The sequence below is a fragment of the Clostridium sp. MCC353 genome, assembly GCF_018785315.1.
GTDB lineage: Bacteria > Bacillota > Clostridia > Lachnospirales > Lachnospiraceae > CHH4-2.
Genome location: NZ_WQPN01000066.1, coordinates 77,362 through 99,329, shown reverse-complemented (window position 1 = coordinate 99,329; position 21,968 = coordinate 77,362). Strand labels below are relative to the sequence as shown.

Here is a 21,968-nt window from a genome sequence, read left to right as displayed (position 1 = left end):
CATGTGTGGTTCTTATGTTTCCATTGATCTGGAAACCACGGGTCTGGACCCCAAAAAGGATAAAATTACTGAAATCGGGGCGGTTAAAGTGGAAGAAGGCCAGGTGACGGACCGGTTTCACACCCTGGTTAATCCCAGAAGGGAACTGGAAGAGCGGATCAGGGAAATAACCGGAATTGATGATGACATGTTAAAGGATGCGCCGGGAATCGAAGAGGTGATCGGCAGTGTGGTGGATTTCTGCGGGGATCTGCCGCTTCTGGGGCATCATGTAATTTTCGATTACAGTTTTTTGAAGCGGGCTGCCGTAAACCATAACCTGAAGTTTGAATGTCAGGGGATTGATACCTTAGCCCTGTGCAGGAGATTTATGCCGAAAGAGGAAAAGAAAAACCTGTCCGCAGCCTGCCGCTACTTTAATATTGAAAATGAAAATGCCCACCGGGCCCTTTCCGACGCCATTGCAGCCCATAAGCTCTACCAGGAACTTAAAAAAAGATGGCAAAAGGAGCAGTTAAAAGCATTTTTGCCTCAAGATCTGGTTTATAAAGTGAAAAAAGAACAACCTGCGACAAAAAGGCAAAAACAACTATTGCGTGATTTGATAAAATATCATAAAATATGTGTAACTGTGCAGATAGAGTACATGTCACGCAATGAAGTTTCCAGAATGACGGATAAGATTATTTCTCAGTATGGAAGGATAAAAGAGGTGAAAGATAATGTTTAATTTCAGTAATAAAAGAACGAAGAAGATTGTATCTTCTGTTATCATAATTTTATTGGTTCTGGCCATGATTATACCGACGCTGGCCGGGGCATTTTCAATGATGTAACAGATGGAGTGAGGAGTATATTATGAAAAAGAATACGTGGCTTACTGGTATGTCGGCGATTCTCTTAGGAGCTGGCATAAGCTTTATCACGCCGGTATCTGCGAGAGCGGAAGAGGCGCTTCCGCGCGGTATTTACGTAGGGGAACAGGACCTTGGGGGAAAGACAATCGAAGAAGCTGAGAAGATAGTTGAAGATTATGTGAATGGACTCTCAAATCAAAAGATAACCCTGGATGTGGACGGAACACCGGTGGATACGACAGCACAGGCATTGGGATTTAACTGGACGAATAAGGATGTAGTGAAAGAGACAGCAGCCGTATATCAGAACGGCAATATTATACAGCGTTTTTTCGCGATCTCTGATCTGGAGGCGGAGCCGGTGAAACTGGCTCTGGACGCCAAAGTGGATGAGGCAAAGGTTGCGGAATTTGTGGAGACAGAATGTTCCGGTCTGGTTGCGGAGCCCCAGGATGCGTCGATTACCAGGGAAAACGGACAATTTATCGTAACTCCGTCCGTAACAGGACTTGTAATCGATTCGCAGGCAACCACAGGGGCGCTTAACGAGGCCATAGCCGCCGGTCTGGAACAGCCTGTAACAGCCGCCGCAGTGGTGGCTAAGCAGGAACCAGCCAGGAAAACGGAAGATTTGGAGACGATCCAGGATCTGCTTGGAACCTACACAACGGATTTCAGCAGCAGCGGAGCGTCCAGATCCACCAATCTGAGGGTTGGCGCAGGCAAGATCAACGGTCATGTGCTGATGCCGGGAGAGACATTATCAGGATATGAGTGCATGCAGCCCTTCACCACAGCCAACGGTTACGCGACGGCTGCTGCTTATGAGAATGGGCAGGTGGTGGACAGCGTGGGCGGCGGCGTATGCCAGATCGCGACCACTCTTTATAACACATCGCTGCTGGCTGAGATGGAGATCACCCAGAGGCAGAACCACTCCATGATCGTCACTTATGTGAAGCCGTCCATGGATGCGGCGATTGCGGGAACATTTAAGGATATTAAAATTACCAATCCATATGATACCCCGGTATATGTGGAAGGCTATACTTCAGGAAAGACCTTAACCTTTTCCATCTATGGAAAGGAAACCAGACCGGCCAACAGGACCATCAAATACGTATCGGAAACCCTGAGCGTTACAGATCCGGGAGCGCCGACGGAGCAGGTTGATCCCACCATGGCGCCGGGAACCAGAAAACAGGTTCAGTCGGCCCACAGGGGCATGAAGTCCAGACTGTGGAAATATGTCTATATTGACGGCGTGGAAAAGGAGAAAACTCTTCTCCATACGGACACTTACAATGCTTCTAAAGCTATTGTGAAAGTTGGACCGGCAGCTCCTCCAGCAGCGGCACCGGTGGAGGCGCCGCCAGTGACGGAAGAAACAACGGCACCTCAGGTAATTGAAGGGCCGGCAGGCGGACCCGGAGTTTCCGGAGCTCCTGCGCAGCCAAGCGGCGGAGAACAGCCGGGCCCGGGAGGCGGGCCGGGAGCGGGGCCGTCATGAGAGGAAAATCAAACAGAGAACGTCTTGGGGCCATGAACCCGGGGCAGGATCTGGTGGTAACGGGATATATCGGAGAAGCGGGGACGGCCAGGATCATTTCCGAGAAAAGGCCGGAACTGCTGAACCGATTTTCCCCGGGCTTTTTAGATCAGGCAGAAGAAAATAGGAACATGACAGGCGGGAATCTGGAGCAGTGGGAACAGTTCGGCGCAACGGAATGTGAACCGGTGGGGGAAGGCGGCATCATGGCCGCGTTATGGAACCTCTCCGGCGCGTATGAAGTGGGCATCGAATTTTGGCTGCGTCAGATTCCTGTTCGCCAAAAGACCATAGAGATTTGTGAGTTCTATGACCTGAATCCCTACCGCCTGCTGTCTTCCGGCTGTGTGATCCTGGTCTGTGACAACGGCTATCATACCATGACCCGGTTAAAAGACGCGGGTATCCCGGCTGCGGTGATCGGAACCGTAAACCGGGGATTAAAACGTGAAATCTACAATGGGGAAGGCAGAGGTTTTCTGGACCGCCCCCAGAGGGATGAAATATATAAAGTATTAAAAATCATTTAATCAGGAGGCAATTTTATGAGAGAGAAAATTTTGGCGGTTATTGAAAAGAACAGCAGAATCGACATCAAAGACCTGGCGGTTCTATTAGGAGAAAGTGAAGTCGCGGTCGCCAATGAGATTGCCGACATGGAAAAAGAGAATATTATCTGTGGTTACCATACCCTGATTAACTGGGATAATACCAGCGACGAGAAAGTTGTAGCATTAATTGAAGTTAAGGTAACTCCTCAAAGAGGCATGGGATTTGACAAAATTGCAGAACGTATTTATCAGTACAGTGAGGTGAACTCCGTATATCTGATGTCCGGCGCATTTGATTTCACTGTTTTCATTGAAGGCAGGACCATGAGACAGGTGGCCCAGTTTGTATCGGAGAAATTATCGCCGATGGAATCAGTGCTCAGCACCGCAACCCATTTTGTATTGAAAAAATATAAGGATCACGGTACGGTTCTCGTTAACGAGGTCCAGGACGAAAGGATGTTAATAACCCCATGAGAAATCCATTAGCTGATAAAGTAACAGTGATTCCGCCTTCAGGAATCCGTAAATTTTTTGATATTGTAAGTGAGATGAAGGACGCAATTTCCCTGGGCGTGGGCGAACCTGATTTTGACACCCCATGGCATATCCGGGAAGAGGGAATCTATTCCTTAGAGAAGGGCCGCACGTTTTATACCTCCAACGCCGGTTTAAAAGAACTGAAAGTGGAGATCAGCAATTATCTGAACAGGAAATGCAAAGTTACATATGACCCGGATCACGAGGTTATGGTGACGGTAGGAGGTTCTGAGGCCATCGATATCGCCCTGAGAGCCATGTTAAATCCTGGAGATGAGGTTTTGATCCCTCAGCCCAGCTACGTGTCCTATGTGCCCTGTACGGTGCTTGCGGACGGAGTGCCTGTGATCATTGAACTGGAGGAAAAAGACCAGTTTAAGCTGACCCCGGAAAAACTGCTGGAAAAGATTACGGATAAAACCAAGATCCTGATCATGCCGTTTCCAAACAACCCAACCGGCGCGATTATGGAAAAAAGCGATGTGGAAGCCATCGCAAAGATCGTGATTGAAAAGGACTTGTTCGTCATTTCCGATGAAATCTATTCGGAACTCACCTATAAAGACAAGCACGCCACCATTGCGGCAGAACCTGGCATGAAAGAACGGACTGTGTTAATCAACGGATTTTCCAAATCCTATGCCATGACCGGATGGAGGCTGGGTTATGCGGCGGCACCGGCAGAGATTCTCCAGCAGATGCTTAAAATCCACCAGTTTGCCATCATGTGCGCTCCCACAACCAGCCAGTATGCAGCCGTGTCTGCGCTCCGCAATGGGGATGAGGACGTGGTGAACATGCGGGAATCCTATAACCAGAGAAGGCGCTATTTGATGCATACCTTTAAGGAGATGGGGCTGGAGTGCTTCGAACCCCATGGAGCGTTTTACACATTCCCCAGCATCAAACGGTTCGGCATGACCTCCGATGAATTCGCCACCAGGCTTTTACAGGAAGAAAAGGTGGCTGTGGTGCCGGGAACCGCCTTCGGCGACTGTGGTGAAGGGTATCTGCGCATTTCCTATGCATACTCCTTAAAGAATTTGAAAGAGGCGCTGGGAAGAATGGACCGCTTTATCCGCAGGCTGGATGGAAATGTATAAGAGAAGGAAACAGCGATGAATGTAGTATTATTTGAGCCGGAAATGCCGGCCAATACGGGAAATATAGGAAGAACCTGTGTGGCAACAGGGACCAAGCTTCATCTGATTGAACCCCTGGGTTTTAAGATCAATGAAAAAGCTTTAAAGCGGGCGGGCCTGGATTATTGGGATAAACTGGATGTGACGGTTTATTGTGACTATCAGGACTTTTTAAACAGGAATCCGGGGGCTAAGATTTATATGGCCACCACAAAGGCGCCTCAGGTCTATTCTGATGTCAGTTACGAACCTGACTGTTACATCATGTTCGGCAAGGAGAGCGCAGGAATACCGGAAGAGATTCTGCTTGAGAATCAGGAAACCTGTGTAAGGATTCCCATGTGGGGAGACATCCGCTCATTAAACCTTTCGAACTCGGTAGCGATTGTGTTATATGAGGCGCTGAGGCAGAACGGGTTTGAGAAGATGACTTTAGAGGGGCATTTGACAAAATACGAGTGGAAATAGTGAGAGTGGTGGGAATTGCCGTATCTCCGTCCAACTGCCAAGGCGGGGCCGGGACGCTTCTCACGGATTCAGCTCATGGTTCCGGCTATCGGCAGTTCTAAGGCCGGAAGGAAACAAAATGGAGGGTACCGGGAGTATTCATTGAGAATTTCTGAAGAAATTCTCAATTCAGGCTCCCTAACCCTCTGACTTTGAGGTCAGAGGGTTCCCCTCCATTTTGTTCCCTTCCGGCCTAAGAACTGCCGGCAGCCGGAACAAATCGCTGAATCCGTGAGAAGCGTCCCGGCTCCGCCTTGGCAGTTGGACGGAGATACTGCAATTCCTGGGAAGGTATTGGTGTAAGAAGAGCTAAATTCCCCAGTAAATACTTGAAAGAAATGTGAAAAAGTTACAAAATTAAAAAAATATTAATAAAAAAGAAATAAATGTAACTATAGGGCGAAAAACCGTGTATAATAGAGGCATAAGAAATAGTATTTATACGTGGTGGGAGAAGAGCAATGGTTACAATTTATTTGTATGATGATACGCCGGCCAGGAATGCCTATAAGGAACGGCTTTACAGGGCTGTGGAAAAGTTTCAGATGGAGGCGAAGATCATAACATTTACATACAGGAATGCTATGCTGAAACATATTGAAAAGAATCCCCATCAGGCGGATCTGATTTTTATTACGGTTGACGGCCGGAATTTTAACTGCCCGGAAATTGTTAAGGCGGCGAAAGAATTGGGGAGCAGGGCAGTTTTTGTGATATATGGAAAGGGCTTTCATGACGCAAAAGCCATGGAGAAAGGCGTGTATTATCTGAAAAGCCCATTTGCAGAAGAGGAGTTTGACGGTGTGTTATTAAGGGCATGGAGTGAATATGAGGAGAAACGTCAGACCAGTCTGAACGTGACCATCAGAAAAATGCCGGAAAAACTTCCTATCAGTGAAATCCGGTATCTTTCGGTGAAGAACCGGGTTGTGTACGCCCATGTCAGGGATGAGGTTTACCGGTTTTACGCTTCGCTCATGGAACTGGAAGAGGAATTGAAGCGGGAAGGCTTTGTGCGCATACACCGGGGATATCTGGTAAATGGTAAGTATATGAGAGATTACCGCTTGGGGCAGGTGGTTTTGGAAGACGAGACAAAACTGCCGGTGGGAAGATATTATAGAGACGAGGTAAAAAAAGTGATGAAGGGATTCTGATAAACCCTTCATCACTTTTTTGGTTCCCGGAGTTACGGGGAAAATTAATTAGATTTAACTTCTTTCCAAAGTTCATTATAGACAGTATCCACTTCATCGCCCAGATACTTGAACACTTCGCAGTTGTTCAGGTCGCTTTTATCCGGGAAAATGGCTTTGTTGTTCTGAAGCTCCGGATCCAGGAGATCAAAGGCCCCTTTGTTTGGAGTGGGGTAGGTGATGTATTCAAAATTCATCTTGGCGATTTCCGGGCGGCAGAGGAAATCAATCCATTTTTCCGCATTTTCTTTATTCTTGGCGTTCTTAGGAATTACCCAGGAATCGATCCATACATTAGTTCCTTCTTCGGGGATCACATAATTTAAGTCATAGTCAAGGCCCAGTTCAGCAACCTGTTCCTGGATGAACAGCATTTCGCCGGAATAGATAACGCCGATGGCGGCTTCTCCGCCGATCATCTTATCCCGCACCTGATCGATAACATATGCCTGAACCAGAGGTTTCTGCTGGATCAGAAGGTCTTTGGCCTCCTGCAGTTCTGCTTCATTTGTGCTGTTCATGGAATAGCCTTTTGATTTCAATGCCACCATGAATGCGTCCCTCACGCTGTCCTGCATCAGGATTTCGCCGCTGAATTTGTCATTCCATAAATCGGACCATTTGGTGGGAACGTCTTCAGGTGCTACTTTTGAGGTGTTGTAGAGGATTCCTACGGTTCCCCAGCAGTAAGGCACGGAATACTTGTTTTCCGGGTCAAAGCTTTTGGAATCTTCCATATACTGGGGATCGATTTCCTTGACGTTAGGCACATTGTCCATGTTGATCTCGGCCAGCAGGTCATTTTCTATCATCTTCTGGATCATGTAGTCGGAGGGGCACACCACGTCATAGGTAACGGCGCCCGCTTCGATAACCGGGTACATGTCTTCATTGGTTTCAAACATGTCGTATACCACTTCAATTCCGGTTTCCTCTTCAAACATGTCGATTACCGCTTCATCGATATATTCTCCCCAGTTATATACGTATAACTTGCTGCTGTCGGTTTTTTCATTGGCATTTCCGCTGCTGGAAGAACCGCCTTTCTGGCAGCCGTTTAAGGCAGTTACGGCAGCTAAAACGGTCAAAGCTGCCAGTGCTGATACTCTCTTTTTCATAGTCAGATTTCCTTTCGTGTGGTGTGAGACTTTAGGTTTCAGGGTTAGATAAAATATCTCCGATCTCCACAAACTGTTCGGAGGTGTGTTCGAAAACGCCATATTGTTCCAGGAAACTGGTATCTGAAATCTCATTGGCCCAGAAATTGGCGCTGTCCAAATCCATGCGTTTCAGTATCGAAACATCGGAAATGTGGTTGGCTATTATTTGAACGGTCTTCAGATTGCGGAAATACCAGAGGGATTCCACATCTTTGATATTCCCTCTTACCATGACCCGTTCAGCATCTTCGTAAGGGGAATAATATGCATCCAGTTTCCAGCCGCTGTTATTTTCATTTGACAACCGGGTCAGGAAGCGGTAACTCCAGTCGTAGTCAGTATCACTATCGGTGGTATTACTGCCTGGCGTTCTTTTTATAAAAATGTACTGATCCCCGAGAATTTCCAAGGTCTGTATATCGTCCAAATCTCTTACATATACAGGGCCGCTCTCTATATTGACGGCTTCCCGTACCAGTTTTTCCATAGCCGGATCGCTCCACTGGACCATATCATCCCCGGCCGGTTTATCCAGTTCATCCAGTTGAGCCTGGAAATCCTCACTGCCTGTAGCTGCATAACCATCCCTTAAAATGTGGATAAGGTCGTCCAGACGGTTCTGGTCTGTGTATAACCCGGCCAGTTTGAGGTAGGCCTCTTCTATCGTTGTATCAATTGAGAGAACCATCAGATAGTCATTTTCCGCATCCGTGAACCATTGTGCCTGTTCCTCTTCAGAACTGCTCCCGGGGGCAGCGGCCAAGCCAAGAAAGGCCTCTGCACGTCCCAGATAAGCCTCTGCCAGCCTTGGTTCTATTTCAATGGCTGCGGTGAAGGCGATAACCGCCTCTTCATAATTATTCTCTGTCAAATATTTAGCGCCCAATGTCATCTGTCTGCCCAGCCGCTGTTTCGGGCTGGTAAAAAATAAAATCAGACAGGCGCAGAGGATGCCGAGCAGAACCGCTGACAGGCATATGATAAGTTTTGTCTTTTTTTTCATAATAATCCACATTCCTTGGAAAACCGGCCTATGCAGTATGGCGGTTTTTGTTGTTGGGTTTAAAGTTCACAATCAGCAATAGTACCAGCACCGTTGCAAAGATTACAGTTGACAAGGAATACATGGACGGTTTGATGCCGCGCCGCACTTCACTGTAAATCAATGTGGACAGGGTATTGATTCCCGCGCCTCTGGTAAAATGTGTGATGATAAAGTCATCCAGAGACATGGTAAATGCCATCAAAAACCCGGACAGCACGCCGGGCAGAATATCCGGAAATACCACCTTAAAAAATGCAGGAATAGGAGCTGCCCCCAGATCCAGGGCGGCTTCGTAGGTATAGCGGTCGGTCTGCTTTAACTTTGGCATGACATTGAGAATCACATATGGAATGTTAAACGTTATATGGGAAATCAAAATGGTTTTGAAGCCAAGTGATATTCCAAACGCAATAAAAGTCAGCATCAGCGATATGCCGGTCACGATTTCCGCGTTCAGCATGGGAATATTGGTGATGCCCATGATGATGCTGCGGGGCGTCCGGGTCATGCTGTTGATCGCGATAGCGGCTACGGTGCCGATGATGGTGGCGATCAGGGCGGAGAGGAGCGCGATCACCAGGGTGTTGGTAAGCGCATCCATGATATTGCGGCTTTCAAACATCTGGGTATACCACTGAAGGGTGAAGCCGCCCCACTGGGTTCTGGATTTCGACTTATTAAAGGACAATACCATCATGGTGGCGATGGGGGCATACAGGAAGATCAAAATCAGGGCCAGATAGAAATCCTGCCATATTTTCTGTAAGTTTCTTCTTAACTTTGTCATTAGAACGATGTCCCCTCCCCGTTTTTATCATATTTGGCAATGAGCGCCATGCTGATTAAGATAAATACCATGAGCACTAAGGAAAGGCCGGAACCGAGATGCCAGTTGCTTCCTTTGGTAAATTCCTGCTCGATCACATTGCCGATTAAGAGGATCTTGCTGCCGCCCAGCAAATTGGAAATAACGAAAGTGGTCAGGGCGGGCACGAAAACCATGGTGATTCCGCTGATGATTCCCGGCACGCTTAACGGCAGCCAGATGCGGAAAAATGTCTGTACGGAATTGGCCCCAAGGTCTTTGGCCGCGTTGATGGTGTTATCGTCAATTTTGCAGAGCACATTATAAATAGGAAGGACCATAAAAGGAAGGAAGTTATACACCATGCCCAGAATTATGGCTCCCGGAGTGTTGATAAGTGACTGGGTTGGGAGATGGAGTGTGGATAAGATTCCGTTGATCACTCCATTTTTCTCCAATAATGTCTGCCACGCCAGTGTGCGGAGCAGAAAATTCATCCACATGGGAAGAATGAATATGAAAACCACGAAGCTGCCCTGGCCCACGCCCCGGTTTCTCAGGATCATGGCCAGCGGATAGGCCATGATCAGGCAGACGATGGTGCTGAACAGGGATAACCCCAGGGACAGCCACAGCGCTTTGGCGTGTTCCGCGGTTGTGATGGCGATGATATTGGACAGGGTAAATGCCCCCGTCTTGTCGGTCATGCCGTAATATACGATCAGGGCCAGAGGAATCAGGGTGAATGCGGTCATCCACAGAAGGTAGGGCCCTGCTAACAATTTTTTACTCATTTACACCCACCGCCTCTTCATCTTCGGAAGCAGGCTTATTCATGATCTGGATATCAAAGGGATCCACATGAATGCCGACTTCTTTTCCAACCGGGCACATGTCTGTGCTGTGTACGAGCCACTCAAAGCCGTCCGGGGTGGTGACTTCCATCTCGTAATGAACGCCTTTGAAGATTAAATGGGTGCAGACGCCTTTTAATGTGCCCGCTTCCGGTTCCACCAGATCGATGTCCTCGGGGCGGATCACCACGTCCACCGGCTTATGGTTGCCGAACCCTTTGTCCACGCAGGCGAATTTTGCTCCGAAAATCTCTACCAGTTCGTCGTGGATCATGATGCCGGGAACGATGTTGCTCTCTCCGATGAAATCGGCTACGAAGGCATTTTCCGGCTCATTGTAGATCTGCTCGGGGGAGCCCATCTGCTGGATATAGCCCTGGTTCATGACGACGATGGTGTCGGACATGGTTAAGGCTTCTTCCTGGTCATGGGTGACGTAAATGAAGGTGATTCCCAGTTCATTTTTCAAACGGATCAGTTCATACTGCATATCCTGGCGCAGTTTTAAGTCCAGGGCTCCTAAGGGTTCATCCAAAAGAAGAACTCTGGGTTCATTGACGATGGCCCGGGCGATGGCTATACGCTGCTGCTGGCCGCCGCTCAGGGAATCCACGCTCCTGTTTTCAAATCCGTCTAAATTCACCAGTTTTAACGCGTATTTTATCTTATCCTGGATGTAGGTTTTAGGTTTATTCTTTATTTTAAGGCCGAAAGCGATATTTTCGGCGATGTTCATATGGGTGAAGAGGGCGTATTTCTGGAATACGGTGTTTAACTGGCGTTTGTTAGGCGGCACTTTGCTGATATCCTGGCCGTCAAAGATCACTTTTCCGGTGTCGGCTGTTTCGAAACCGCCGATGATCCTGAGGGTAGTGGTCTTTCCGCATCCGCTGGGGCCCAATAAGGTGACAAATGTATTCTCCGTAACGGACAGATTGAGATCGTCCAACACGACCGTACCGTCGAAGCTCTTCGTAATATTTACTAAATCAATCAATGGCTGACCCATGGTTTATCCTCCTGAAGTATGATGTTAAAAGCTGGGCGGTGAGCTGACCCAAATCAGCGAAGCGCCGGTTTTGCTGGTGAGATAATGCTTTTTGTCGGGAGTAAAATAGAAGGATTCTCCTCGCTTCGCTTTATATATTTTGCTTCCGATGTGGATAGATATGCTTCCCTGAAGGACATAACCGAATTCTTCCCCTTCATGAGGGTTATCGGGATAGGTGGAGCCGCCGGGTTCCAGTGTCAGCATAATGGGCTCCATCATATTTTTCTGTGCGTTGGGTATAATCCACTTGATTTCATTTTTTAATTCAGCATCGTATTTTTCAAAATAATCCTGTTTGCCAAAGACGATCTGTTCTTCGGCTGTTTCGTTGAAAAATTCTCCCAGGGTGGTGCCGAGACACTGTAAAATGTCCATCAGGGTGGCGATGGACGGCGATGTCAGATCCCTTTCCAACTGTGAGATAAATCCTTTTGATAATTCGGCACGGTCCGCCAGTTCTTCCTGGGTCAGACCTTTGAGAGTTCGAAGTTCTTTCACCTTTGCCCCGATATCCATGCATACCTCCCCCTTCACCCGTTATAGGATATATTTAACTTAAAGTTTAGTAATAATAAACAAGCGACAAGATTCATTATACTGAAAAATCCTGTACTGTCAATAGATTTTTCAATGATTGTGTGATATGATATCTTTAACTTAAAAATCACGGTATTTTGAGGAGGACATTTCAGTATGAAAGGTAAATACATGGCCTATGTGGGCTCCTATTCCTACACAGGAAAGGCAAAGGGAATTACAGTGTACGATGTGGATGTTGAAAAAGGAGTTTTTATTCCACGGTGTGAGATGGAGGTGGACAACTCCTCTTATGTGATTCCGTCCAGCGACGGCAAAACATTATATTCGATTGCAGACGAGGGTGTCGTCTCATTTAAGATACATGAAAATGGAAGCATTACCCGTTTAAACAGCGCTAATATTAAAGGCATGAGAGGCTGCCACCTGTCTACGGACAAGGATGACAAGTATATCTTCGTATCCGGCTATCATGACGGCAAGGCCACGATTCTGGACCTGAACAGGGACGGTTCTGTGGGGGGCATTGTTACAGGCGTCTTCCACAAAGGGTTGGGCAGTGTTGCCGAACGTAATTTCCGCCCCCACGTGAGCTGCACCCGCATGACGCCGGACGGCAAATATGTGATGGTGGCGGATCTGGGAATCGACCAGGTGAAGATTTACCGGTTCAACCAGAAGGAGAGACGGATGTTACAGGTGGATGCGGTCCGCTGCGAGCTGGAATCTGCTCCCAGATGCTTCCGTTTCAGCGACGACGGAAAGTTTTTCTATCTGCTGTATGAATTGAAGAATGTAATAGAAGTATTCACATATGAAACCGGGGAAAGGACGCCGGTGATCGAAAAGATCCAGACGATTTCCACGGTAGGCGAAAAAAATTACAGTGAATTGACGGCGGCCTGTTCCCTGCGGTTTTCCAATGATCCGGATCAGAGCTATATGTACTGCGGCAATGCAGGAGACAATACGGTCAGCGTATACAAGAGAGATAAGGAAACCGGCCTTCTCACCCTGCTCTGCTGTCTGCCGATCAGCGGTGATTATCCTAAGGATATCGCGGTATTCCCGGATGACCAGCATATTGCGGCTATCAATCATGAGAGCGGCAGCATTACATTCTTCCGCGTGGATTATGAGAGAGGGCTGCTGGTCATGAGCGCCAATCCGATCCGGGTGAATGAACCGAACAGCTGCGTGATCGTCAAGGTAGGAGATTAGACCATGGCGGGATCAATATTTGGAAATCATCTGACCATGACTACCTGGGGAGAATCCCATGGGAAGGGCGTGGGAGTTGTGGTTGACGGCTGTCCGGCAGGACTTGCTCTTTGCGAAGAGGATATTCAGAAGTATCTGGACAGGAGAAAACCGGGACAGAGTAAATTCACCACCATGCGCCAGGAAGGCGACCGGGTGGAGATCCTTTCCGGCGTATTTGAGGGAAAGACAACGGGAACGCCTATTTCCATGATGATAAGAAACCAGGATCAGCGTTCCCATGATTACAGCAATATCATGAATGTATACCGTCCGGGCCATGCGGACTATGGTTTTGATGCTAAATATGGTTTCCGTGATTACCGGGGCGGCGGACGCTCTTCCGGCCGGGAAACCATAGGCCGGGTGGCTGCCGGGGCGGTGGCCTGTAAGCTGCTTGAACATTTTGGGATACAGGTGACTGCATATACCAAATCTATTGGGCCTGTGGAGATCAGGGCGGAGCGTTTTTCTCTGGAAGAAGCGGAGAAAAACCGGCTGTATATGCCGGATTCGGAGGCCGCTTTAGAAGCCGAGGCCTATCTGGAAGATCTGATGGCGAAAAAGGATTCGGCAGGCGGCATTGTGGAATGTGTGATTACAGGCGTCCCGGCAGGCGTGGGCGAACCGGTATTTGACAAACTGGATGCCAGCCTGGCTATGGCGGTGATGTCCATAGGGGCCGTGAAAGGATTTGAAGTAGGCGACGGATTTGCCGCGGCCAGATCCACCGGATCAGTCAATAACGACGCATTTTATATGGGACCCGATGGCCGTGTATGCAAAAAGACCAACCACTCAGGCGGAATCCTGGGAGGGATGAGCGACGGAAGCGATATTATATTCCGGGCTGCCTTCAAACCTACGCCTTCCATCGCTTTAGAGCAGGAAACCGTGAACCGGGACGGGCAGGACGTGAAGATCGAGATAAAAGGCAGACATGACCCCATTGTGGTGCCAAGGGCGGTCGTGGTGGTCGAGGCCATGGCGGCGTTTACGGTGGCGGATCTTCTGCTGCAGGGACAAAGCAGCCGGATTTCGTGATGATTTGTTAAATTCATTTTGGAAAATTAAAATGTACTATATAGTAAAATACCGATTTCACGAGTAAAGAGGACTTTGTGTAAAAGAGTCCGGTTCGGGGAAATCGGTATTTTTTATCATATGAAACATTTTTTGTGATATTAACGAACCGAACATAAATAGATGTTCAGCCCATTGACATTTAAATTAAATGATGATATCATAAAAACATAGTTTAGGAACGTTCCAAAAGAGAAAAAAGGCATGGAGGGGGGATTATTTGGTAACCATTTTGGATGTAGCAAAACATGCTCAAGTTTCAAAAAGCACGGTCTCGTTAGTTGTCAATGACAGCCCTTTGGTTCGGGAAGAGACGAGGCAGAAGGTGTTGGAATCAATCCGGGAATTGGGTTATACGCCCAACATATCAGCCAGGAGCCTGATCAGCAAAAAAACGAATAATCTTGGAGTTTTGATGCTCACGGAGAATGTGAAGAAGGAATCGTACGATTTTGATATTGAAACAGATCTGTTTTCTTATGATGTGATATCCGGAATACCGGAGATCCTTCTCAATACGGATTATGGTCTGCTCAATGAACAATTCTGCATTTTTGATTCGGAGCAGAAGCTTCCTCAATTGATAAAGACGCACAGGGTAGACGGACTGTTTATTGTTGGAAGTTTGATTGAAAAAGAATTCTCTGACTTAATCAGAAAAACAGGGATTCCTACTGTGGTCCTGGGAAGAGAGCATGACTGCTTTGATTCGGTAACTGCTGATGTGAAGCAGGGGGCAAAAACCGCCGCGCTCCATTTGATACAGACAGGGCATAAAAAGCTTTGTTACATCAACTGTCCGGTGATGTTTAGCACGAACAGGCTCAGAAAGACCGGATTTTATCAGGCTGTTGAGGAAGAAGGGGGCTCACTGGTACATTATATGGATGTGAATGCTGAGCACAATTCCGGCATCGGCGGATATGAGGCTATGAAGAAGGTGTGGGAATCCGGGGAACGGCCGGATGGGGTTCTGGCAGCAAATGACGGCATTGCGCTGGGCATTTTGCGGTATTTCTATGAGAATAAAATCAGAGTTCCTGAAGATGTATCGGTGGTGAGCTATGAAGATTCGATTCTTTCGGGATATGCATCACCGGCATTGTCAACCGTTGACATAGGAAAAAGGCGTATGGGTATGGAAGCCTGCCGTCTTCTCTTGGACCGGATTGAAAACCCTGACAGAAAAAAAGTATCGGTTGTGCTGCCGGTGAGATTAGTAGAACGGGATTCTGTAATCAGAAGAAATTAATTGCGGTATTAAAAAGATACCGCAATTATTAAAAATATTCTTTGGAACGTTCCAGATAAGGGAGAAAACATGAATTATATAAAATATAGTAAAGAAATAGCAGTAAAAGGCAGTTATGACGTGGTGGTAGCAGGCGCAGGTCCGGCCGGCATCTGTGCTGCGGTAGCGGCTGCCAGAGAAGGGGCGAAAGTTGCTTTGGTGGAACGATATGGCATTGTGGGGGGCTGTCTGACAGTAGGGCATGTAGGGCCTATTCTGGGCATGGTAGGTCCGGGAACCATGAGGGATGAGGTGATGAAATTGCTGGGGGTCCCGGATAACGATATGATCGGGGAAGTGGGTGTGGCCCACGATATAGAAAGAGCGAAGAGAGTTTTAGCAGAATTTGTGGATCATGAAAAATTAACCGTATTTCTGCAGACTGCGGTAACTGATGTGATAACTGAGGGGGAAACGCTCACCGGTCTTCTCATTTCTGGCAAAGAGGGGCCGGGGGTTCTAAGTGGGAAGGTGATCATTGATGCAACGGGAGACGGTGATGTTTCTTATCTGGCGGGGGCGCCGATTGAAAAGGGGAGGAGGGAAGACGGACTGACGCAGCCGGTAACTCTGGAGTTTACCATAGATCAGGTGGATGAAGAGAGAGGGGTTGTCTGCATAGGTGATGTTGATGATGTTGAATTGGGTGGAGAGCGTTTTCTGGATTTTACAAAGAGATGCAGTGAACAGGGAATCCTGCCTGAAAATCTTGCTGCCGTAAGACTTCACAGGACCACAAAGCCGGGAGAACGGCAGGTGAACACCACCCAGATGAACGGGGTGGACTCCACCTGCATGGATCAGATATATCCGGCGGACCGGGAGCTGAGAAAACAGATGTCACTTTTAATGGATTTTTTCCATCATTATTTGCCGGGATATGAGGACTGTAAATTAATTTCAAGTGGGACAACGCTGGGGGTGAGAGAGAGCCGCAGGGTGATGGGAGAATATAAGCTCAAAGTTCAGGATCTTATAGACGGCGCCAAGTTCCCGGATGTGATAGTTCATAATGCGGAGTTTATTGTGGACATACATAATCCGGCGGGTTCCGGGCAGGCTGAGGAGGAGATCCAGTATGTGAAACCATATGATATCCCCTATCGGTGTTTTGTGCCGCTGAAAGCGGATAACCTGTTAGTGGCTGGCCGGTGCATTTCCGGTTCCCACCGGGCTCATGCATCCTACCGGGTGATGTCCATCTGCATGGCAATGGGACAGGCAGCAGGGATTGCGGCGGCATACTGTGCAGAGGTGGGAAAAAGCCCGAGAAAGGCGGATGTGGGAGAAATCCAAAAAAGGCTGATGAAGGCAGGTGTGGAACTGTTTGATTGACGGGAGGTATTTATGAAGAAACAATCAGGGGTGCTTAGGACCGACAGTAAATACGCTTACTGTATGATCGCTCCGGTAGTGTTGGGTTCTATATTTTTTCTGTACGTTCCTTTGATTTATGAACTGTATTTGAGCATGACGGACGCAAAGCTGATTGGCAGCATCAATGTGGTGGGACTGGAAAACTATAAGACATTATTTTTAAAAGACGGTGATTTCTTAAATGCAATGGAAAACTCTTTGTTCTTTACGGTCTGCCTGGTTCCGCTCAATGTGAGTATTGCCATTATTCTGGCAGTATTGCTGAATCAGAAAATCAAAGGAACCGGGATTATGCGTACACTTGTATTCATGCCCAATATAACGCCCATTGTTGTGTGGGCGATCGTTTGGAAATATATTCTGGCAACGGATGTGGGGATTTTAAATAGTCTGCTAAAAACGATTGGCATTACGGGGCCTGCGTGGCTGTATGATGTGAAGCTGACTATGCCTGTTTTAATCGTAAACACGATGATGAAGGGTGTGGGATTGAACATGGTAATCTTTTTATCCGCATTAAAAGCGATTCCTGCGGTTTATTACGAGGCATCCAGGCTGGATGGAGCCAACAGTTTCCAGATTTTTAAATCCATCACAATCCCTATGCTTTCGCCGTCCATTTTCATGGTGCTGATTACAACTACCATAGGCGCGCTGAAGATATTCAGCAATGTTTATAACCTGACCGGCGGGGGGCCGGCCAAAACGACACAGCTTTTGGTCTATTATATCTATCTGAAAGCATTTAAGGAATATAAGATGGGGTATGCGGCGGCAATGGCTGTGATCATGTTTTTAATTATTTTAGTGTTAACTTTGATACAGTGGTCACTGAGAAGGAGGATGGTATATGCGGAGGAAGAATAGGAAAAGCAAAATATTTCTGTATCTGATTTTAGCATTCATTGGAATAATCTGTATTTTTCCATATGCATGGCTGCTTTCCGCATCATTTAAGCCGGAATCACAGATCTTTAAAGTTCCGCCGGAGTTGATTCCCTCTGTCATAACCGTTAAGAATTACGTGGACATGTTCATTTCGTCACCAGTGTTGGACTGGATGTGGAACAGTTTCTATATCACTGTGACGGTAGTGATATTGGGCAGCCTGGTGGCTTCAATGGCAGGTTTTGCCTATGCAAAGCTGAAATTCAGGGGGAGCGGCCTTCTGTTCCTGCTGCCGCTGTGCGCCATGATGGTTCCAAATGAAATTATAATCATACCGCTTTTTAAGGTATGGAGCAAATTAGGCTTTATCAATACCCACCTGCCACTGATCATGCCCAATGTAATTGGAGTTGGAGGGATGTTCGGCGTATTCTTATTCCGGCAGTTTTATCTTTCTGTGCCGTCAGAGCTCTGTGAGGCGGCTAAAGTGGACGGGTGTACTCCTTTCGGAATTTATTTCCGGATTATGCTGCCTATTTCCCAGTCCACATTGGCTACTTTAGCAATTTTTAATTTTATGAATGCGTGGAATGATTTTTTAGATCCCCTGATCTATCTGAATTCCACCGATAAATACACCATATCTCTGGGACTTGGGTTGTTTACAGATATGAGCGGAACAATATGGGGACAGATGATGGCGGCATGTGTTATTTCTACTCTGCCGTTAATTATAGCATTTTTTATTGCTCAAAAACAATTCATCGAGAGCGTGGCTCTGAGCGGTGTAAAGGGCTGAACTTTTGTAAACAAACTATTTGAGGAGGGTTTCTTATGAGGAAAAAAGCATTATTTTTATCAGTGATGATGGCAGTGGTTTTGGCTGGATGCGGGGGAGGCAAAGGCACACAGGGAACAGCCGGTAAGGCTCCTGCATCGGCGGAGACAAGCGGGGAAAGCGGTGCAAAAAGCACAGACGGAACTAAGCTGACCATGCTGATGTATGGTTCTGCTGAGCAGCAGGAAAAGTTAAAAGAAGTGATAAAACCTTTTGAGGAAGAGAACAACTGCACCGTGGATATTATACTCTCTTCTCTGGCTGATTACGACCAAAAACTTACAACTATGATTGCAGGAGGTACTGCCCCTGATGCATTCTGGGTGGCAGAGTATGCGGTGCCTCAGTATTATCAGGACGGCCTTATGGCTGATTTAACGGAACTGTTAAATGATGAGGAATACGATTTTTCGGATTTTACCGAGGCCCAGCAGAACCATTATTTGTATGATGGCAAACTGGTTGGCGCACCGTTTTCCGGCGCACCGTTGGTGTGTTTCTATAATAAAAGTCTGATGGAAAAAGCCGGTTTAGAAACTCCCACAGAGTTGTATAAAAAGGGAGAATGGACCGTGGACGCGATGATTGGTTATGCTAAAAAGCTTACGGACGCGTCCAATAACACATATGGCATTGATTTTTCACGGGGCGGTGATTGGGCCATTTGGGATGTGTGCATGACGCCTGTGCTCAAGCTGTATGGAGGCGAACCGTGGAGTGAAGACTATAAGACCATTGGGATAAACAGTGAGAAGTCATTACAGGGAGTTCAGACATTTTATGATTTGATAACTGTTGATAAAGCCCATCCCGCACCTGGAACTACCATTGATTTTAAGGCGGGGCAGCTTGCTCTGTTCCCGGATTTATTTTCCAATGTGAAAAAGATGGTGGATCTGGATTTTGAGTGGGATGTGGTGCCAATGCCTTTTAACGAAGATGGGAAATCTACAGGATGGTCCGGTTCAGCGGGATATGCTGCCTATTCAGAAGGGAAGAATCTTGATTTGTCAAGAAAATTCGTTCGTTTTATCACCAGTAAGGAGACAATTGAGGAGCTGATGCATTATTTTGTTCCTACCAGAAGTTCTGTTTTGGAATCGGAAGATTACAGGACGGGAAATCAGGGAGAAATTATGAGGCCGTCGGAAGAGAGCTTTACCTTCTGCATAACTGACACCATTGATAAAGTCCGGGTTAAATCGCCTCATCCTCAATACAACAACATCAGCCAGGTTATTTTGGAACATCTGGAAGAGATGTATTCCGGGGTTTCTGATCCTAAAGAGGCGGTAGACGCCATGGCGGACGGAATGGAAGAATACATGGTGAAATGATCAAAATAGTAAAAACTCCCTTATGGAATAACGTATTATTTCCATAGGGGAGTTTTTCGTATAGGGGCTATGAGTTATCGGGTAGTCAGTTTCCCAATATTCTTAATCAGCATGGAAATGGTCCCGTCCACATTGGTGATGAACTCCACATGATCGGTGTTTCCGTATTCCTCCATTGGGATCTTGATTTCGATTCCCGTATCGGTGGTCAGGTACTGGGTCTGGAATTTTTTTACGGTCTGTTCGTTCTTGGGTTCCACAACTTCTGTAACCATGTTGTATTTTTCCATCTTCTCCACAAATTCTTCCTGCATTACAGGGCTGTCCTTGAAGACTTTTTCTTTGATGGCTTCGATGTGGATGCAGCCTTCTTCTTCCAATTCCTGATATATTACGCTTTTTGTCTCCATTTTGCGTTCGGTGTCGTCGTCGCCGTAGTATTTCTTGTTGACCTGCTCCACGGCTTTTGTCACGATGTCCAGCTTGCTTTTTTGGGAAAGAGGGGCGTGGCATTCCAGGAAGAGTTCGGAGAAATACAGCCTTTTTTCGCCGTTCACCTCGTATTTCTTCTCGGTCAGCAATAGTTCTCCGTCCTGTAAGTTCACCACAAATGCCTCGGATAATTTCTGGCCTTCGGAGGGCAGGATGGCGCGTTGGAGTATGATGTCGTTGTTATTGCTGCCGTCTTCGGAGGGCTGGGTGATGTGGGTGTAGGAAGTTTTATAGTTGAGCTTTAATACGCCCAGATAGTCATTTCCTTTGCAGCTGAATACCACCATTGCCATATCTGCGGGCGGTATGGCGATATTGGAATTCATGATTCCGTATAATTTCTGCGCGATCACTTTGCTGGTTTCAATGAAGTTTTCCGGCGTGCATTCGCGGATGGCGGCGCAGACTTCGGATTCATCGGAAAACTGGCAGTGCTTTACATCGTCGCTCTCTGTAAATTTTTCTATGTGGGCTTTCAAAAAATCACACAGATCAGAACCTAAATCAAATTCATAATCTGAGAGCACCGGCACTCCCATGGTCGAATCCAGAATATGTATAATACCGGTTTTCATTATCATATCGTCTTTTAACATTATTTCCTCCATTTCGCCGCCGGGCGGCGGCAGTCAAAGCGGTGATTACCAAACTATTTTAAACCAAGATTCATTTTTAGGCAATGGGGATTGTATGGCTGGGGTATTGGAAAAACTGCGGGCAGATAGTATAATGGAGCAATAACACGGTAAAAGGCATTTATAGAATTGGATATAAAGGGGGAGGGCAAAGTGTGCCAGGGAATCGCCGTTTCAGGTGCAAACGGCAGCGGAAAAACAACGTTAGGCAGACTTCTTGCCGGTATGCTGGGATATAAACATATGGATGCGGAAGATTATTTTTTCAAAGAACCGGCAGTTCCATATACAGATGCCCGGACGAGGGAAGAGGCGCTTAAACTTTTGACGGCGGACATGAAAAAGTACGGACAGTTTATCGTAACCGCGGTGAACTGTGATTTCGGGGATGAAATAAACGCCAGGTACGGCTGTGTGATCTACATAGAAGCCCCGCTTGAGATAAGGCTTGACCGGATAAAGAAAAGAAGTATAGAGAAGTTCGGAAAACGCGTGTTTGAGGGCGGGGATATGTATGAACGGGAGCAGAAGTTTTATGAGCTGGCAGCTTCCCGCACGATGGAAAAAACAGAAGCGTGGCTGAATGGATTAAAATGTCCTGTTATTTACATTGACGGAACGAAACCGGCGCAAGAGAATGCCGAAGCATTTATCCGGCAATGGATAAAAAGTAGTTGACTTTGGACTAACTCCAGGGTGTAATATCATTCACAGGACATCACTGCCCGGGGAAATGGCGGCCGCACTCTTCGCCTTTCACCGGGTATTTTTTTGTTGTCCGATCCTTGGGGCTGTTCATTCTCACTGGGACATTTCTGTTTCCGGGTATTCCAAATTATTTTAAAAATGTAAGAAAATGTAAATATATTTACTATTTTCTGACATATTCTTCCCGTCCGTTGACCTTGGACTTTGACCATGGTTTATTCTGGAAAAGTCTTGAAACCGATATGGATTCAGGATATGCGCGCAT

General features: G+C 47.0%; 23 protein-coding genes. 16 read left to right on the top strand and 7 right to left on the bottom strand.

Features of this window, described 5'->3' with window-relative positions; translation table 11 throughout:
- Window position 1 precedes the first annotated feature (1 nt).
- From GPL15_RS13170 to GPL15_RS13140, 8 genes are all read left to right on the top strand, one after another.
- Window positions 2–730: a 3'-5' exonuclease gene (locus tag GPL15_RS13170; RefSeq protein ID WP_215699138.1), complete on the top strand. Its 729-nt coding sequence runs from the start codon at window positions 2–4 to the stop codon at window positions 728–730.
- On the top strand, window positions 723–836 hold the full coding sequence (locus tag GPL15_RS28020) for a synaptobrevin-B (protein WP_346344965.1): 114 nt from the start codon (window positions 723–725) through the stop codon (window positions 834–836). Before GPL15_RS13170 ends, GPL15_RS28020 begins: the two co-directional genes overlap by 8 nt.
- Before the next feature lie 22 nt (window positions 837–858).
- Window positions 859–2,367, top strand: coding sequence for a VanW family protein (locus GPL15_RS13165; protein ID WP_215699137.1), 1,509 nt, complete (start codon window positions 859–861; stop codon window positions 2,365–2,367).
- Window positions 2,364–2,936, top strand: a complete 573-nt coding sequence (locus tag GPL15_RS13160; RefSeq protein ID WP_215699136.1) for an AIR synthase-related protein — start codon at window positions 2,364–2,366, stop codon at window positions 2,934–2,936. Before GPL15_RS13165 ends, GPL15_RS13160 begins: the two co-directional genes overlap by 4 nt.
- A gap of 15 nt (window positions 2,937–2,951) precedes the next feature.
- Window positions 2,952–3,434, top strand: coding sequence for an Lrp/AsnC family transcriptional regulator (locus GPL15_RS13155; RefSeq protein WP_215699135.1), 483 nt, complete (start codon window positions 2,952–2,954; stop codon window positions 3,432–3,434).
- Complete coding sequence (locus GPL15_RS13150; protein WP_215699134.1) at window positions 3,431–4,600, top strand: aminotransferase class I/II-fold pyridoxal phosphate-dependent enzyme; 1,170 nt, start codon at window positions 3,431–3,433, stop codon at window positions 4,598–4,600. The genes GPL15_RS13155 and GPL15_RS13150 overlap by 4 nt, the downstream gene beginning before the upstream one ends.
- A gap of 15 nt (window positions 4,601–4,615) precedes the next feature.
- A complete protein-coding gene (locus GPL15_RS13145; protein ID WP_215699133.1) occupies window positions 4,616–5,107 on the top strand; it encodes a tRNA (cytidine(34)-2'-O)-methyltransferase in 492 nt (163 codons plus the stop codon).
- A 500-nt stretch (window positions 5,108–5,607) separates the two neighbouring features.
- Window positions 5,608–6,303, top strand: coding sequence for a LytTR family DNA-binding domain-containing protein (locus tag GPL15_RS13140; RefSeq protein ID WP_215699132.1), 696 nt, complete (start codon window positions 5,608–5,610; stop codon window positions 6,301–6,303).
- Between the two features lie 44 nt (window positions 6,304–6,347).
- Here GPL15_RS13140 and GPL15_RS13135 read toward each other — a convergent pair whose 3' ends face one another.
- The 6 genes from GPL15_RS13135 to GPL15_RS13110 are packed head-to-tail and all read right to left on the bottom strand — an operon-like array spanning window position 6,348 to window position 11,773.
- Entirely contained in the window at window positions 6,348–7,460 is a 1,113-nt protein-coding gene (locus GPL15_RS13135) for an ABC transporter substrate-binding protein (RefSeq protein WP_215699131.1), read from the bottom strand.
- Window positions 7,461–7,491: 31 nt separating this feature from the next.
- On the bottom strand, window positions 7,492–8,505 hold the full coding sequence (locus GPL15_RS13130) for a hypothetical protein (RefSeq protein ID WP_215699130.1): 1,014 nt from the start codon (window positions 8,503–8,505) through the stop codon (window positions 7,492–7,494).
- A gap of 28 nt (window positions 8,506–8,533) precedes the next feature.
- Window positions 8,534–9,334 (bottom strand): ABC transporter permease, encoded by an 801-nt coding sequence (locus tag GPL15_RS13125; RefSeq protein WP_215699129.1) that lies wholly within the window; start codon window positions 9,332–9,334, stop codon window positions 8,534–8,536.
- Window positions 9,334–10,146 (bottom strand): ABC transporter permease, encoded by an 813-nt coding sequence (locus GPL15_RS13120; RefSeq protein WP_215699128.1) that lies wholly within the window; start codon window positions 10,144–10,146, stop codon window positions 9,334–9,336. Before GPL15_RS13120 ends, GPL15_RS13125 begins: the two co-directional genes overlap by 1 nt.
- Window positions 10,139–11,215 (bottom strand): ABC transporter ATP-binding protein, encoded by a 1,077-nt coding sequence (locus tag GPL15_RS13115; RefSeq protein ID WP_215699127.1) that lies wholly within the window; start codon window positions 11,213–11,215, stop codon window positions 10,139–10,141. The genes GPL15_RS13120 and GPL15_RS13115 overlap by 8 nt, the downstream gene beginning before the upstream one ends.
- A 24-nt stretch (window positions 11,216–11,239) precedes the next feature.
- Complete coding sequence (locus tag GPL15_RS13110; RefSeq protein WP_215699126.1) at window positions 11,240–11,773, bottom strand: cupin domain-containing protein; 534 nt, start codon at window positions 11,771–11,773, stop codon at window positions 11,240–11,242.
- 177 nt (window positions 11,774–11,950) lie between these two features.
- On the opposite strand from GPL15_RS13110, the gene GPL15_RS13105 reads away from it, so the two are divergent.
- From GPL15_RS13105 to GPL15_RS13075, 7 genes are all read left to right on the top strand, one after another.
- Window positions 11,951–13,015: a beta-propeller fold lactonase family protein gene (locus GPL15_RS13105; protein WP_215699125.1), complete on the top strand. Its 1,065-nt coding sequence runs from the start codon at window positions 11,951–11,953 to the stop codon at window positions 13,013–13,015.
- A gap of 3 nt (window positions 13,016–13,018) precedes the next feature.
- On the top strand, window positions 13,019–14,098 hold the full coding sequence (gene aroC, locus GPL15_RS13100; protein WP_215699124.1) for a chorismate synthase: 1,080 nt from the start codon (window positions 13,019–13,021) through the stop codon (window positions 14,096–14,098).
- Between the two features lie 259 nt (window positions 14,099–14,357).
- The gene (locus tag GPL15_RS13095) at window positions 14,358–15,389 is read left to right on the top strand and encodes a LacI family DNA-binding transcriptional regulator (protein WP_215699123.1); all 1,032 of its coding nucleotides are present in this window, start codon (window positions 14,358–14,360) and stop codon (window positions 15,387–15,389) included.
- A 69-nt stretch (window positions 15,390–15,458) separates the two neighbouring features.
- Window positions 15,459–16,763: an FAD-dependent oxidoreductase gene (locus GPL15_RS13090; RefSeq protein ID WP_215699122.1), complete on the top strand. Its 1,305-nt coding sequence runs from the start codon at window positions 15,459–15,461 to the stop codon at window positions 16,761–16,763.
- Window positions 16,764–16,775: 12 nt separating this feature from the next.
- On the top strand, window positions 16,776–17,672 hold the full coding sequence (locus GPL15_RS13085) for a sugar ABC transporter permease (protein ID WP_215699121.1): 897 nt from the start codon (window positions 16,776–16,778) through the stop codon (window positions 17,670–17,672).
- The gene (locus GPL15_RS13080) at window positions 17,656–18,492 is read left to right on the top strand and encodes a carbohydrate ABC transporter permease (RefSeq protein ID WP_215699120.1); all 837 of its coding nucleotides are present in this window, start codon (window positions 17,656–17,658) and stop codon (window positions 18,490–18,492) included. Before GPL15_RS13085 ends, GPL15_RS13080 begins: the two co-directional genes overlap by 17 nt.
- A gap of 35 nt (window positions 18,493–18,527) precedes the next feature.
- Window positions 18,528–19,868, top strand: coding sequence for a sugar ABC transporter substrate-binding protein (locus GPL15_RS13075; protein ID WP_215699119.1), 1,341 nt, complete (start codon window positions 18,528–18,530; stop codon window positions 19,866–19,868).
- A 74-nt stretch (window positions 19,869–19,942) separates the two neighbouring features.
- Here GPL15_RS13075 and GPL15_RS13070 read toward each other — a convergent pair whose 3' ends face one another.
- Window positions 19,943–20,956: a nucleoid-associated protein gene (locus GPL15_RS13070; protein ID WP_215699118.1), complete on the bottom strand. Its 1,014-nt coding sequence runs from the start codon at window positions 20,954–20,956 to the stop codon at window positions 19,943–19,945.
- Between the two features lie 192 nt (window positions 20,957–21,148).
- Here GPL15_RS13070 and GPL15_RS13065 point away from each other — a divergent pair, with 192 nt between their 5' ends.
- Window positions 21,149–21,673, top strand: a complete 525-nt coding sequence (locus GPL15_RS13065; RefSeq protein ID WP_215699117.1) for an AAA family ATPase — start codon at window positions 21,149–21,151, stop codon at window positions 21,671–21,673.
- The last annotated feature ends 295 nt before the right edge of the window (window positions 21,674–21,968 follow it).

Bases quoted from the DNA above. Each gene is read 5' to 3' on its own strand.
- GPL15_RS13160 (WP_215699136.1), top strand. From the start codon at position 2,364: ATGAGAGGAAAATCAAACAGAGAACGTCTTGGGGCCATGAACCCGGGG.
- GPL15_RS13165 (WP_215699137.1), top strand. From the start codon at position 859: ATGAAAAAGAATACGTGGCTTACTGGTATGTCGGCGATTCTCTTAGGA.
- GPL15_RS13155 (WP_215699135.1), top strand. From the start codon at position 2,952: ATGAGAGAGAAAATTTTGGCGGTTATTGAAAAGAACAGCAGAATCGAC.
- GPL15_RS13120 (WP_215699128.1), bottom strand. From the start codon at position 10,146: ATGAGTAAAAAATTGTTAGCAGGGCCCTACCTTCTGTGGATGACCGCA.
- GPL15_RS13170 (WP_215699138.1), top strand. From the start codon at position 2: ATGTGTGGTTCTTATGTTTCCATTGATCTGGAAACCACGGGTCTGGAC.
- GPL15_RS13070 (WP_215699118.1), bottom strand. From the start codon at position 20,956: ATGTTAAAAGACGATATGATAATGAAAACCGGTATTATACATATTCTG.
- GPL15_RS13090 (WP_215699122.1), top strand. From the start codon at position 15,459: ATGAATTATATAAAATATAGTAAAGAAATAGCAGTAAAAGGCAGTTAT.
- GPL15_RS13125 (WP_215699129.1), bottom strand. From the start codon at position 9,334: ATGACAAAGTTAAGAAGAAACTTACAGAAAATATGGCAGGATTTCTAT.
- GPL15_RS13075 (WP_215699119.1), top strand. From the start codon at position 18,528: ATGAGGAAAAAAGCATTATTTTTATCAGTGATGATGGCAGTGGTTTTG.
- GPL15_RS13105 (WP_215699125.1), top strand. From the start codon at position 11,951: ATGAAAGGTAAATACATGGCCTATGTGGGCTCCTATTCCTACACAGGA.
- GPL15_RS28020 (WP_346344965.1), top strand. From the start codon at position 723: ATGTTTAATTTCAGTAATAAAAGAACGAAGAAGATTGTATCTTCTGTT.
- GPL15_RS13130 (WP_215699130.1), bottom strand. From the start codon at position 8,505: ATGAAAAAAAAGACAAAACTTATCATATGCCTGTCAGCGGTTCTGCTC.
- GPL15_RS13150 (WP_215699134.1), top strand. From the start codon at position 3,431: ATGAGAAATCCATTAGCTGATAAAGTAACAGTGATTCCGCCTTCAGGA.
- GPL15_RS13135 (WP_215699131.1), bottom strand. From the start codon at position 7,460: ATGAAAAAGAGAGTATCAGCACTGGCAGCTTTGACCGTTTTAGCTGCC.
- GPL15_RS13080 (WP_215699120.1), top strand. From the start codon at position 17,656: ATGCGGAGGAAGAATAGGAAAAGCAAAATATTTCTGTATCTGATTTTA.
- GPL15_RS13085 (WP_215699121.1), top strand. From the start codon at position 16,776: ATGAAGAAACAATCAGGGGTGCTTAGGACCGACAGTAAATACGCTTAC.
- GPL15_RS13110 (WP_215699126.1), bottom strand. From the start codon at position 11,773: ATGGATATCGGGGCAAAGGTGAAAGAACTTCGAACTCTCAAAGGTCTG.
- GPL15_RS13140 (WP_215699132.1), top strand. From the start codon at position 5,608: ATGGTTACAATTTATTTGTATGATGATACGCCGGCCAGGAATGCCTAT.
- aroC (WP_215699124.1), top strand. From the start codon at position 13,019: ATGGCGGGATCAATATTTGGAAATCATCTGACCATGACTACCTGGGGA.
- GPL15_RS13145 (WP_215699133.1), top strand. From the start codon at position 4,616: ATGAATGTAGTATTATTTGAGCCGGAAATGCCGGCCAATACGGGAAAT.
- GPL15_RS13115 (WP_215699127.1), bottom strand. From the start codon at position 11,215: ATGGGTCAGCCATTGATTGATTTAGTAAATATTACGAAGAGCTTCGAC.